The 12728-nt window shown below is 35.1% G+C and carries 11 protein-coding genes; 8 read left to right on the plus strand and 3 right to left on the minus strand.

Going from position 1 to position 12728, the window contains the following annotated elements; genetic code table 11:
• Positions 1-32 precede the first annotated feature (32 nt).
• The gene (locus tag BW926_RS03615; RefSeq protein WP_076444271.1) at positions 33-854 is read left to right on the plus strand and encodes a class I SAM-dependent methyltransferase; all 822 of its coding nucleotides are present in this window, start codon (positions 33-35) and stop codon (positions 852-854) included.
• A gap of 264 nt (positions 855-1118) precedes the next feature.
• Here the strand turns inward: BW926_RS03615 and BW926_RS03620 are convergent, their stop codons facing one another.
• Positions 1119-2309, minus strand: a complete 1191-nt coding sequence (locus tag BW926_RS03620; RefSeq protein WP_076444273.1) for a phosphoglycerate kinase — start codon at positions 2307-2309, stop codon at positions 1119-1121.
• A 555-nt stretch (positions 2310-2864) separates the two neighbouring features.
• Between BW926_RS03620 and rpiB the strand changes: the two genes are divergently transcribed.
• The 7 genes from rpiB to tsaB all read left to right on the plus strand — a co-directional run bounded on the left by rpiB (position 2865) and on the right by tsaB (position 9431).
• The gene (gene rpiB, locus BW926_RS03625) at positions 2865-3299 is read left to right on the plus strand and encodes a ribose 5-phosphate isomerase B (protein ID WP_076444275.1); all 435 of its coding nucleotides are present in this window, start codon (positions 2865-2867) and stop codon (positions 3297-3299) included.
• A 306-nt stretch (positions 3300-3605) separates the two neighbouring features.
• Positions 3606-5759 carry a ribonuclease R gene (gene rnr, locus BW926_RS03630; protein WP_076444277.1) on the plus strand — a complete coding sequence of 718 codons (2154 nt, stop codon included), beginning with the start codon at positions 3606-3608 and terminating at the stop codon, positions 5757-5759.
• A gap of 64 nt (positions 5760-5823) precedes the next feature.
• Positions 5824-6510: a LysE family translocator gene (locus tag BW926_RS03635; protein WP_076444279.1), complete on the plus strand. Its 687-nt coding sequence runs from the start codon at positions 5824-5826 to the stop codon at positions 6508-6510.
• Positions 6507-7433, plus strand: coding sequence for a S66 peptidase family protein (locus BW926_RS03640; protein WP_076444281.1), 927 nt, complete (start codon positions 6507-6509; stop codon positions 7431-7433). Before BW926_RS03635 ends, BW926_RS03640 begins: the two co-directional genes overlap by 4 nt.
• Positions 7434-7464: 31 nt before the next feature.
• Positions 7465-7836 carry a YraN family protein gene (locus BW926_RS03645; protein WP_076444283.1) on the plus strand — a complete coding sequence of 124 codons (372 nt, stop codon included), beginning with the start codon at positions 7465-7467 and terminating at the stop codon, positions 7834-7836.
• A 79-nt stretch (positions 7837-7915) separates the two neighbouring features.
• On the plus strand, positions 7916-8665 hold the full coding sequence (locus BW926_RS03650; RefSeq protein ID WP_076444285.1) for an SDR family NAD(P)-dependent oxidoreductase: 750 nt from the start codon (positions 7916-7918) through the stop codon (positions 8663-8665).
• A gap of 85 nt (positions 8666-8750) precedes the next feature.
• Entirely contained in the window at positions 8751-9431 is a 681-nt protein-coding gene (tsaB, locus tag BW926_RS03655) for a tRNA (adenosine(37)-N6)-threonylcarbamoyltransferase complex dimerization subunit type 1 TsaB (protein ID WP_076444287.1), read from the plus strand.
• A 15-nt stretch (positions 9432-9446) separates the two neighbouring features.
• On the opposite strand, the gene BW926_RS03660 is transcribed toward tsaB, so the two are convergent.
• Together BW926_RS03660 and BW926_RS03665 are read right to left on the minus strand one after the other, a co-directional pair.
• Positions 9447-12080 carry a type IX secretion system periplasmic lipoprotein PorW/SprE gene (locus tag BW926_RS03660; RefSeq protein WP_228403387.1) on the minus strand — a complete coding sequence of 878 codons (2634 nt, stop codon included), beginning with the start codon at positions 12078-12080 and terminating at the stop codon, positions 9447-9449.
• A gap of 86 nt (positions 12081-12166) precedes the next feature.
• Complete coding sequence (locus BW926_RS03665; RefSeq protein ID WP_076444443.1) at positions 12167-12721, minus strand: Maf family protein; 555 nt, start codon at positions 12719-12721, stop codon at positions 12167-12169.
• Positions 12722-12728 lie beyond the last annotated feature (7 nt).

Consider the following 12728-nt stretch of genomic DNA (forward strand, 5'->3'; position numbering starts at 1 on the left):
CTTCAATTTTCATTTTTAAACCAGGACATCAAATGAAAATTAAAGATCATTTTCTATCTCAGGAAACTTTTGAAATTAAAGAGACTGAAACAAAAGGAGTTTTTAAAACCTCCCCTATTCCGTCAAATATTTCCAAATATTACGAAAGTGAAGATTATATTTCTCATCATCAGGACTCAGGAAGTTTAAAAGAAAAACTTTATAAATTTTTGCAGTCTTTTAATTTACAGTACAAAAAAACAATTCTTTTAGACAGAATTAAAAAAGGTTCAAAAGTATTAGACTATGGCTGCGGAGCAGGAGAATTTGTAAAATATATTGAAAATAACTTTGAAACTTTTGGATTTGAACCTGATGCAGATGCCAGGAAGGCAGCAACAAATAAAATTTCAAAAGCTACAATTTTAGATGATATTAATATCATTCAGGATCAAAGTATAGATGCAATTACACTTTGGCATGTTTTTGAACATGTAGAAAATCAGGATGAAATGCTTGAAATTTTCAACAAAAAATTAAAGGAAAAAGGATTACTGATTATCGCTGTTCCCAACCCTACTTCTTATGATGCAAAACATTACAAAGAATATTGGGCAGCCTATGATGTACCCAGACACATCTATCATTTTTCAAAAAACGGAATGGAAAATTTAATTGCCAAAAAACCTAATTGGAAAATGAGAAAAATAAAACCTCTAGTTTTAGATTCCTACTATATCTCTATGTTAAGCGAGAAATATAAAAAATCATCTCTATTTTGGCTAAAAGCGGTAGTCTATGGAACAATTTCTAATGTAAAAGCCCTTTTTTCGAACGAATTTTCAAGTTTGATATATATTATCGAAAAAAAGTAGAAAATGGAAATTTGACCTATTTCTAAAAGCCAATTTTTTACATTTTTGGAATAAAATTTAAAAACTCGAGAATTTTCTTGAGTTTATTTTTTATTAATTCTGTTATTCGCACTCTTTTTTAATAAATAAAATTTCTAGAATAAAATGCAAATAACAAAATTTATCAAAATCAAGTAACTTAACAAACTCAAATTTTCAAATTCTCTTAACAAAAAAGTCCACCAATAAAATTCAGTGGACAAAAAAATTATAAAAATTAAATTATTAATTATTAATTGCAGCAACTCCCGGAAGTTCCAAACCTTCTAAACTTTCCAGCATTGCTCCACCACCGGTAGAAACATAGCTTACTTTTTCACCATATCCAAACTGCTTAACAAAAGCTACACTGTCTCCTCCCCCAACTAATGAGAAAGCCCCTTGTTTGGTTGCTTCGGCAATACTGTCACCAAGGGCTACTGTGCCAGCTGCAAAATTTGACATTTCAAAAACACCGATCGGCCCGTTCCAAAGGATGGTTCTGGAATCTAAAAGAACATCATTGAACTGATCTCTTGATTTTGGTCCTGCATCCAAGCCCATCCATCCCTCAGGAATGGTATAAATATCAGATTCCTTTCTATCTGCATCATTGCTGAAGCTTTCTGCAATAATAATATCCGAAGGAAGATACACTTTTACATTATGCTGTTTTGCCTTTCCCAGAATTTCTAAAGCCAGAGGTAATTTATCTTCCTCAACCAATGAGGTCCCGATCTTTCCGCCAAGTGCTTTAATGAAAGTAAAAGCCATACCACCGCCTATGATCAGATTGTCAATCGCAGGTAATATATTTTCTATAATGGTAATTTTAGTTGAAACCTTTGAGCCTCCAAGTATAGCAGTTACAGGACGTTCTCCACTTTTTAAAACTTTATCAATTGCCTGAAGCTCTTTAGTCATCAGTAAACCGAAAAATTTAGTTGAAGGAAAAAATTTAGCAATTACAGCTGTTGAAGCATGTGCTCTGTGAGCTGTCCCGAAGGCATCATTCACATATGCATCGGCTAGCTTAGAAAGCTTTTCAGCAAAGGCCTCATCACCTTTTTCTTCTTCATTATGAAAACGCAGATTTTCCAATAAAAGGATTTCGCCCGGCTTAAGATCCGAAGCAGCCTGTTCAGCCTTCTCTCCTACACATTCATCTACAAATTTTACTTCTTTTTCTAATACTTTGGATACTTCTTCAACGATATGTTTCAATGAAAACTCATCTTTTACTTCTCCTTTAGGTCTTCCCAGATGAGCCATTAAGATTACAGAACCTCCATCATTAAGAATTTTGTCTACCGTAGGCTTTACTGCCACGATTCTTGTATTGTCTGTAACTTTCAGCTGGTCATCCTGCGGAATATTGAAATCTACCCTTACAAGAGCTTTCTTATCTTTAAAATTGAAATCATTGATTGTTTTCATAAATAACCTGGAATTTTCTTTTCACAAATGTAAGATTTTAAAATTTTTGAAAAGCCCCAACCTTATAAAAGTTTTCAAAAACTTTCTCGCAAGCTCAACATTTACTAATCAACAATTTTTTCTCTTTAAAAAAAAAGAATATGTCTTTGTTGTTGAGTGATGTTAATTTAGGGGATAACTTTTTTTGAAAAACTTGATAACATGAAATTTTAATTCAATTCATATTTAATTCACAATATAATTTATTGTAAATCTGATTTTTCTCTTTGTTACTAACAAATATGGATAACTTTCCCCAAATTCCCTTTATGAATAACCGATTTCCGGAAAAACCAGAGAATTGTTACCTAAAAGTTTTTTTAAAAATGTAAAAAAATTTTAGGTTCTTATTTTCATTACAAATTTTTCTGATGTTACGAAACATTTATTTTACCATACTTATCCACAGTTATTCGCAATGCTTTTCACAATTTACTCCCGAAAGACTAACAGACGTTGTTATTATTCTTACCTTTGTAAGGAAATAAATCAAGAAAAGACTTATATAAAACAGTTATGAAAAGAAAAATCGCCATTGCCGCTGACCATGCAGGTTTCGAATATAAAGAGATTGTGAAAAAACATCTTTCTGAAAGATTTGAGGTTCAGGATTTTGGTACGCTTTCCGCAGACAGTGTGGATTATCCGGACTTTGTGCATCCAGCTGCAGCCTCTGTTGAAAACGGAGAAAATGAATTGGGAATCTTATTTTGTGGAAGCGGAAACGGAGTTCAGATCACAGCCAACAAACATCAAAAGATCCGTTGTGCACTGTGCTGGATACCGGAAATTGCAGTATTGGCAAGACAACATAATGATGCCAATATGATCTCAATACCTGCAAGATTCATTTCCAAAGAGTTGGCTATTGAGATTGCTGATAAATTCCTTTCTACAGATTTTGAAGGAGGAAGACACCAGACCAGAGTTGATAAAATAGCATTTTGCTAAACTATAAAAGGCTTGTAAATCAATTTGCAAGCCTTATTTATTTTTAATTTCGTATATTTGCATCGATCAATAGAATTTACCAGTCTATTCATTCCCAAGTAAGCCTGAAAATATTTAAAAGATATTTAATAAAAGGTTTTTCCCCTCTCTTCTCAATATTTGTATTAAATTTATACAAAACAAAAACCCCTTATACAGATCAATTGGAAAGAAAATTGATGTTATTAAATTATAAATCATATAAGTCATAAATATGATTAATGAAGGTTGTTATTAAAATCTTTTAAAAATAAAAATTAAATTAATATGCCAAAAAAAAGAAAATATATAAGTCATAAAAATGAGCATAAATTACTGGAAATAGGAAAGCTGATCCTGAGATTTATGAATGAAAATTCCACAAAGATCTACAATTATAAGCAGATCGCTGACGGAATTGATTATAAAAACCCCAGACAGAGAGAGCTTGTAATCCAGGCATTGCATAAGTTGCAGGGTGCTGAAAGAATTAAAGAAACTGAAAAAGGAAAATACATTATTAACCTTAATATCAAAGGAACACTTACCGGAATTATCGATTTTAATCAGTCCGGAAATGCATATGTTAAAGTTGAAGGCTTGGAAGATGATATTTTCATCCATTCCAAAAATGTAAAAGATGCACTTCAGGGTGATAAGGTTTTAATCGTGACCTATACTTATAAAGGGAAAAAGCTAGAAGGTTCGGTTTTAGAGGTTTTAGAAAGAACCAGAACTGAATTTGTGGGAACACTGCAAGTAGTTGCTCATAAGGATTTTGGATTTGTAGTTTGCGATAAAAAGACCATTAATACAGATATTTTTATTCCGAAAGGAAATTTTGGAGGTGCACAGGATGGCGATAAAGTGATCGTAAAAATGACAGAATGGAAACCGGGAGATAAAAATCCGGAAGGAGAAATTATCAAGGTTTTAGGAGCTCCGGGAGAGCACGAAACAGAGATTCATTCTATTCTGGCTGAATATGGCCTGCCTTACCAATTTCCTGAAGAAGTGGAAAGAGATGCCGATAAAATCGACAGAAGAATTACTGAAGAAGAAGTGGGAAAACGTTGGGATATGCGCGGAATATGTACTTTTACAATCGATCCGAAAGATGCAAAAGATTTCGATGATGCATTATCTATCAGGAAGTTAGAAAACGGAAACTGGGAAGTAGGTATTCATATTGCAGATGTTTCCCATTATGTAGTTCCGGGAACTATTTTGGATGATGAAGCGTATCAGAGAGCAACATCTGTATATCTTGTAGACCGTGTTGTACCGATGCTTCCGGAGGTTTTGAGTAACGATGTTTGTTCGCTTCGTCCTAATGAAGATAAATATACATTTTCAGCGGTTTTTGAGCTTGATAATGATGCTAAGATTAAAAAACAGTGGTTTGGAAGAACAGTTATCCATTCCGACAGAAGATTTACATATGAAGAAGCTCAGGAAAGAATTGAAACTAAAAAAGGCGATCTTCAGGAGGAAATCAATATCCTTGACAGATTAGCAAAAATCATGCGTGTAGAACGTATCCGAGAAGGGGCAATTACCTTTGACAGAAGTGAAGTTCGATTTAATTTAGATGAAAACAATGAGCCAGTTGGTGTATATTTTAAAATAAGTAAAGATTCAAATCATTTGATAGAAGAATTCATGTTGTTGGCTAATAAAAAAGTTTCTGAATTTATTTCATTAAACAAAAAAGGAGACATCACTCAAAATACCTTTATATACAGGGTCCATGATGATCCGGATCCTGCAAAACTGGAATCTTTGAGAGATTTTGTTTCGACTTTCGGATATAAAATGGATCTTGCCAATACTAAAAAAGTGGCTGAATCTTTAAACAGGTTGTTGCATGATGTAAAAGGCAAAGGCGAAGAAAATATGATCGAAACGCTTGCTATGAGAAGTATGAGCAAGGCAATATATTCTACAGAGCCAATTGGTCATTACGGTCTTGGTTTTGAATATTATACACACTTTACCTCTCCTATCCGTCGTTATCCGGATTTAATTGCACACCGATTGCTTCAGCATTATCTGGACGGAGGAAAATCTCCGAACAAAGCAGATCTTGAGGAAAAAGCAAAACACTGCAGTTCTATGGAAAGGCTGGCTGCCGACGCGGAGAGAGATTCCATCAAATATATGCAGGTAAAATTCATGGAAAAACATTTGGGAGAAACTTTCAATGGAGTGATTTCCGGAGTTGCAGAATTTGGTTTCTGGGTTGAAATTCCTGAAAATGGAGCGGAAGGGTTAATTAAATTAAGAGATTTAGTAGACGATTCTTATATGTTTGACGCCAAAACCCACGCTGTTTATGGCATAAGACATGGTAAAAGATATCAGCTAGGAGACCAGGTTCAGATAAAAGTAGTGAAGGCAAACCTTATTCAGAAACAGTTGGATTTTAAGATTGTTGATTAACTAAAACATAAAGGCTAACTTTGTATAAATGGGATAAAAAATTTTTCATTTAAAAAGCTATTGAATGTTTGAACTTATACTTTCTGCCATTGTACTAGGATTTATGTTGAGTCTGGTTTTTATCGGCCCAATTTTTTTCCTTTTAATAGAAACCAGCTTTTCCAGGGGCCCAAAACATGCCCTTGCTTTGGATTTGGGAGTAATTTCCGCAGATCTGCTGTGTATTTTGGCTGCCTATTATGCAAGTGCAGACATTGTAACTTTAATTGACAAACATCCCGGTTTTTACAGGATCACAGCCATACTCATCTTTGTATACGGAATTGTAATGATGGTTACAAAAACCAAAATGCACATGCCCGGTGAAGAGAAAATCATTAATCAGAATTATTTTAAAACATTTATTAATGGTTTTTTCTTTAATCTTTTGAATGTAGGAGTGATCTTATTCTGGCTGGTAACGGTAATTTCTGTGAGGAATCAATATCCGGATACCAGCAATTTTATTTTATACATCGGGATTGTCATTGCTACTTACCTATGTATTGATCTTGCTAAAATCTTTCTTGCCAAACAATTTCACGACAGATTAACACAAAAGCTCGCTAATCAGATCAGAAGAATCGTAGGCGGAATCTTAATTATATTCAGTTTCTTTATTTTTCTGCAAAGCTTTAAAAAATTTAATCAATTTGATAAAAGATTAGAAGAAGCCGAGAAAAAAGAAGTAAAATATCAAAAAGACAAATGAAAAAAATCTTTCCAAAATCATTAAAGAAAGGCGATAAAATTGCCATCATCTCCCCTGCCGGAGCCGTAGATCAGTCCCAACTCGAAAAGGGAATAGAAATGATAAAAAATAAAGGCTATGAGCCTGTTTTGGGTGAGCACCTTTACACCAGATTTTCCAACGGATACAATTATGCAGGAACAGAACAGGAAAGAATAAAAGATATCAACTGGGCTTTAAATGACAGTGAAATTTCTGCCATCTGGGCTTCCAGAGGCGGTTACGGCTGCCAGCATTTAATTGAAAATCTAAGCTTAAAAAACTTCACCAAAAATCCAAAATGGTACATCGGCTATTCTGATAATACGGTGATCCAGAGTTATTTGTTAAAAAAAGGCTTTGTTTCCATTCACGGGCAGACCATTAAAACTTCAAGTTTTGGTGTGACCGAAGAAAGCTATGAATTGATATTTGATATTTTAAAAGGAAAAACTCCAAAATACAGCCTTACATCTCATCAATTGAATAAAAAAGGAACTATTGAAGGTGAATTAGTTGGAGGGAATTTAGCATTAATCTACGCGCTTTTAGGAACAAAATATTCCTTTGACTTTAAAGATAAAATACTCTTTATCGAAGATATCGGTGAAAATTTTTATGCTCTGGACCGAATGATTATGAGCCTGGAATTAGCCGGAGTTTTCAAAAAAATAAAAGGTTTAATCATCGGCGGAATGACCAATATGGGTGATGAAAAAGAGAATAAACAATATGAAGAAAGCTTTGATGAATTTGCTTATCAACTGATTTCAGACAGAATTTCCAGGTATAATTTCCCGGTAGTTTTTGGTTTCCCGAATGGCCATATCAAAGACAACCGTCCACTGATTATTGGTGGAGATGTGAAAATACAGGTTAAGGATAAGGTTAAGATTGAATTTTAATATTCAAATCCCTCAAACTCTCAAACACAATATGGCAGAACACAATGACCTCGGAAAACTGGCAGAAGATCTCGCAGCAGAATATTTAATTAAAAAAGGCTATAAGATTCTGACAAGAAATTTCAGATTTCAAAAGGCTGAAATTGATATTCTTGCCGAAAAAGATAATCTGGTCATTATCATTGAAGTAAAAGCACGTTCCACAGATGCTTTTATTCTGCCGCAGGAAGCTGTTAATAAAAGAAAAATTAAACTGATTGTTTCCGCAGCGAATCACTATCTGGAAGAATTTAATAAAAATCTGGAAGTAAGATTTGATATTATTTCTGTACTTCCCGATGAAACAGGAAAATTAATGATCGAACATATTCAGGATGCCTTTGAAGCATTCGATGCGAATTAATTCAATGTAATAATGTATCAATATACCAGTTTGCCAATTGTTGCATTGTTATATTTTTACATTAAAAAATTAAATTTTTATGAAAACAATATTAGTGACCGGAGCCACTTCCGGGATAGGAAAATCCACTGCAGAATTGCTGGCAAAACAAGGCAACAGAATCATTATCTGCGGGAGAAGACAAGAGGTTTTGGAATCACTGAAAACTGAACTTTCTACCTTCACCGAAATATTTAGTTTAAAATTTGATGTCAGGAACCTTGAAGAAGTTGAAGCAGCGATCAATTCAATTCCGGAAGACTGGAAAAATATCGATATTTTAATCAATAATGCAGGGAATGCGCATGGTCTTGATTCCCTTTCTGCTGGCAAAACGGATGATTGGGATTCTATGATTGACGGAAATGTGAAAGGACTTTTGTATGTTTCAAAAATGATCATCCCCGGAATGAAAGAAAGAAATTCCGGACATATTGTGAACATTAGCTCTGTTGCTGCAAGACAAACCTATGCAAACGGTGTGGTGTATTGTGCGACAAAAAAGGCAGTAGACGTTATCTCTGAAGGCATGAGATTAGAATTGACAGAATTTGGAATAAAGGTTACTAATATTCAGCCGGGAGCCGTAGAAACTGATTTTTCTTTGATAAGATTCAAAGGAGATCAGGAAAGGGCAGCAACAGTGTATGCAGGCTATGAGCCATTGAAAGCCGAAGATATTGCCGATTCGATCGCCTATTGTGTGAATGCTCCCAAACATATCTGTATTTCTGATATGACCATCTACCCTGCTGCCCAGGCGGAACCCAGAACGATTTACAGAAAATAATTTCAAAAGAATGGCTTAAATTTGGATAAAAAATAAAAGCAATTTCGCTTTTTCGCGATTTTGCAAATTAGCTTAATATTTAAAAATGAAAATTTTATACATAGAAACTTCTTCCAAAAACTGTTCAGTGGCCATTTCTGATAATGAAAAACTGCTCTGCCTTACTGAAGAGGTTTCGGAAAATTATAAGCAGTCGGAAAGCCTTCATACTTTTGTAGAATGGGCCTTGGAAGGTGCCAGTATTTCATTGAAAGAAATTGAAGCCGTCTCTTTAGGCAAAGGTCCCGGTTCTTACACCGGCTTACGAATCGGAGCATCATCCGCAAAAGGATTCTGCTATGGATTAAAAGTTCCATTAATTGCCATTAATTCTTTAGAAAGCATGATAGAGCCTTTTTTAGGAAAAAACTATGATTTTATAATACCTTTGATCGACGCAAGGAGAATGGAAGTTTATACAGCTGTTTATGAAGGGAATTCAGGGGAAGAAATCTCTCCGACAGAGGCTAAAATTTTAGATGAAGCTTCTTTTGAAGAATTTAGGGATAAAAAAGTAATTTTTGTAGGAGACGGAGCCAAAAAGGCAAAAGAAATTATACTGCTTCCTGATGCTGTTTATGATGAAAATGTTTATCCTTCTGCCCAATATTTGGTAAAAAAAACTTTAGAAAAAATAAATAAAAAAAACTTTGAGGACATAGCCTATTTTGAGCCTTTTTATCTCAAAGATTTTCATGGAGTAAAGAAAAACAAAAGCGAAGAATAATCTTCGCTTTTTATTTTATTGTGGTTTTGCAGGTAATGTGCCATTCTGTAGCTGCTGAGGAACGTTACTGTTGGCAGATCTTCTCGAAGGGCGATTGCTGTTTCCGCTTGAAGGCTGTAGCTGTTGTTCGTTATTCATTCCCGGTTTTGGCGGGGCCCCGGTGCCGTTGAACGGCTGTGAAGGCTGTTGAGGAACATTATTATTAGGATTTCCCGGCTGTTGAGGAATTGCATTTCCTTTATTATCTGTTGCCTGAAAGCTCAGGTCACTTTTCAGATAATTGAGCATTTCTTTGGCTCTTTCTCCTTCCGGGGTTTTGCCGTAATTCAATGCGATCTGCTCCAGCTGAAGGATCATTACTTCTTTCCCATTCGTTTTTCCTGCGTTGAAGGCATTTAATAAATATAATTTTGGAACCAGAGCATCTTTCGGGTACTTTTGGATCGTCTGGTTAATAATATCCTTACTTTCCCCGAATTTCTCAGATTCATACAAAGCAAAGGCCTGTTTGTACTGGTTTTCTACATCCTCAGAAGATTTTACAAATGTTGTGCTCTTAGGATTTCTGGCAAATTCTGCGTACGAAGTATACGGATAATCTGTCAGGAGGATCTGTTTTGCTCTTTCTGCAGCCTGAGGATTTTTCAGATAATTCATCGCAAAAATTTCATATAAGGCCTGTAGCATTACTTTTTCTTCCGGCTTTACATCTACCAGGTCATACAAAGTTTTTGTGGCTAAAGGAGTGTTGGTAAAGTAGTTTTCGTACATTACCCCAAGTCCTAATGAGGCTGTATCTCTGTCTTTTTTCAGCTGGCTTAATTTTGCTGCATCAGTAGGTATTTGTTCGATATAAAAAGCAGGTTCGAAACGTCTTGGGTTTGGTACATCTGTTGCCCCCAGCGCTTCATTCTTCATATCATCAATGGTTGCCATCTTTTTAGAGAAACGCCAGTTGTCTACCAAAGCTCTATCACCCCAGGTCTGCTTAAAGGTAGAACTTCCCTTGCTTACGGTTCCTGCATTTGAAAAATAAAAACCTTTTGTGGCTACACCAAAATCTTCGAAAGAATTTGAGCTATTGGCAAAAATAGAATTAGCGCTGTAATCTCCTGTATCAAAGCCTTTGCTTCGTTCTGCGCGTCTTCTTTCAAGCTCTTCCTTTTCTTCTTTGGCTTTTAATTTTGCAATATATTTTGTGAAAAAATCAGTTCTTTGTTCAGCGCTCATTTTGGCTAAATTCAGAATACTGTCATTTTTTTTAATTAAATAATAATTTTTCGAGATTTTCTTTATGTATATTGACTGGTCTGTAAGAAGAACTTTAGAAGGCTCATATGTCATTACAGCCAAAGCAGAATCATAGTAAGCCCCGGCCCCGATATAGTCATTTTTATCCAGATATCCCTTCCCTATTTCATAATAAGTAAGACCACGAATCTGCGGATCTGAAACTTTTTCCTTTAAAGATCTTCTGAAATATTCTTGGGCATCGTCTTTTTTTCCGGCTTTATTGGCCATTAAACCTAATGCATAGTAAAATTCATTTTTTCTTGATCCGTAGGTTCCTTTTTTACTGATGTCTTCTAGGTACTTTTTTGCCCCGCTGTAATCTCCTTTTCCGTTGAAAGTTTTAGCAATTTCGATTTGGGATTTCACTTCAAATTCAAAATCATTGGCATATTTGTAGGCGGCCATAAAGCTTTCCCTTGCTCTTTCCGGTTGATTAAGTCCGAATAACACCTGCCCTCTCAGATAGGCAACTCTGCTTTTCAGTTTTCTGTTGCTGTTAAGCTCAAAAGCGCGGTCAAGCTCTTTTACGGATTCTTCTTTTTTTCCTGCATCCAAAAGAGATTCTGCATAATAAATACTTAATAATTTATCATAGTCCTTACTGATTGTTTCTCCTTTTAATTTTGCGAAAACTTCATGCGCTTTATGGTAATTTTTAAGCTGATCATACGCCAAACCCTGATAAATTCTGGCTAAAGGAAGCCTTTTATCATCTTTCATGTGGGTAAAGACGTAGTTCAGGGCATCTAGTGCTTCTAAAGATTTTCCGCTATAAATCCTGGCTTGGGCAAGAATCATATAAGCATCAAAGATCTGTTTGTTTTGCTCTTCCCCATGCTTTATTACAGAATATTTATTAATTGCCTTTAAAGCTTTTGCCTCTGCAATTTCTAATACGGTAGCTCCTTTCTGATCAGGTTGATTAGGATTTGTGCCCGAACCGGAGCCTGTTCCCAATGCTCCTGAAAGTGGATTGTTTCCAGAACCTCCTGATATCCCAGATGGCATTTCCGGAGGGCCATTTCTACTATTATTATTCTGGTTTGAAGCAGACTGCTTATTTACCTCTCCCATTTTCATGGAGTTTTCTGCAAATGCGGTAGACTGTCCAAGGTTACTTCCCAAAGGCTGATCTTCGTATGTAAGAATAGGAATGTAAGGTGCATAAAAATTATCTTTATGACCCTTGTCTCTCGTTTCAAACTCACTGTTTAATGCGTCCTTTGCATTAAAAAGAGTATTGTAGTATGTGGAAAAACCTTTCATAAACTTCGATCGCTGCTCCGGCCTCTTGGTTTTTGTGGCACAGGAAGCTACGATACAAAGCACTAAAAGGAATAAAATATTCTTTTTCATTATTCAATATAACTCGCTAATCTACTTTTTATTATCAGTAGGATTGATGATTTTGTAAAAATAATAAAATTTTGTATTGAAACTCTTTATATTTCTCTCAAAATTTTGTAAACTAAATGAGTGGGAAGTCCCATAATGGTATAGAAACTGCCATTCATTTTTCTGATCTTGGCCATCCCCAGCCATTCCTGAATGCCGTAGCTTCCTGCCTTATCGAAAGGTTTGTAATGCTGGATATAGTATACAATTTCATCATCTGTAATATTATCAAACTCTACATCCGCAATATCTGTTTGTGTAATGGTTTTTGTTAAAGTTTTAATGGTAATAGCTGTGTACACCTGATGTATTTTTCCGGAAAGCATTTTCAACATTTGTGTAGCTTCTTCTTTGTCTTTTGGTTTTCCAAGAAACTGATTGTCAATGGCTACAACGGTATCAGCTGTTAATAAAACTTCTCCTTCTTCCAGTTTTCGGAAGGCATCCGCTTTTAATTCTGACAGATAAGCTGCGGACTCTCCTACTTTGATATGTTCGGGAACAATCTCTTCACAATCAATTTTTACCACTTCAAAATCGAAGCCTAGGCTGGATAATAATTCTTTTCTTCTAGGAGACTGTGAGGCTAGTAATAATTTCATTTCTAAA

The organism is Chryseobacterium sp. RU37D (genome assembly GCF_900156075.1).
In the GTDB taxonomy this organism is placed as follows: domain Bacteria; phylum Bacteroidota; class Bacteroidia; order Flavobacteriales; family Weeksellaceae; genus Chryseobacterium.

What these genes read in the sequence shown, in the direction of transcription:
- BW926_RS03615 (WP_076444271.1), top strand. Translation starts at nt 33, where the DNA reads ATGAAAATTAAAGATCATTTTCTATCTCAGGAAACTTTTGAAATTAAA.
- tsaB (WP_076444287.1), top strand. Translation starts at nt 8,751, where the DNA reads ATGAAAATTTTATACATAGAAACTTCTTCCAAAAACTGTTCAGTGGCC.
- BW926_RS03645 (WP_076444283.1), top strand. Translation starts at nt 7,465, where the DNA reads ATGGCAGAACACAATGACCTCGGAAAACTGGCAGAAGATCTCGCAGCA.
- BW926_RS03650 (WP_076444285.1), top strand. Translation starts at nt 7,916, where the DNA reads ATGAAAACAATATTAGTGACCGGAGCCACTTCCGGGATAGGAAAATCC.
- BW926_RS03665 (WP_076444443.1), bottom strand. Translation starts at nt 12,721, where the DNA reads ATGAAATTATTACTAGCCTCACAGTCTCCTAGAAGAAAAGAATTATTA.
- rnr (WP_076444277.1), top strand. Translation starts at nt 3,606, where the DNA reads ATGCCAAAAAAAAGAAAATATATAAGTCATAAAAATGAGCATAAATTA.
- BW926_RS03660 (WP_228403387.1), bottom strand. Translation starts at nt 12,080, where the DNA reads ATGAAAAAGAATATTTTATTCCTTTTAGTGCTTTGTATCGTAGCTTCC.
- BW926_RS03635 (WP_076444279.1), top strand. Translation starts at nt 5,824, where the DNA reads ATGTTTGAACTTATACTTTCTGCCATTGTACTAGGATTTATGTTGAGT.
- BW926_RS03640 (WP_076444281.1), top strand. Translation starts at nt 6,507, where the DNA reads ATGAAAAAAATCTTTCCAAAATCATTAAAGAAAGGCGATAAAATTGCC.
- rpiB (WP_076444275.1), top strand. Translation starts at nt 2,865, where the DNA reads ATGAAAAGAAAAATCGCCATTGCCGCTGACCATGCAGGTTTCGAATAT.
- BW926_RS03620 (WP_076444273.1), bottom strand. Translation starts at nt 2,309, where the DNA reads ATGAAAACAATCAATGATTTCAATTTTAAAGATAAGAAAGCTCTTGTA.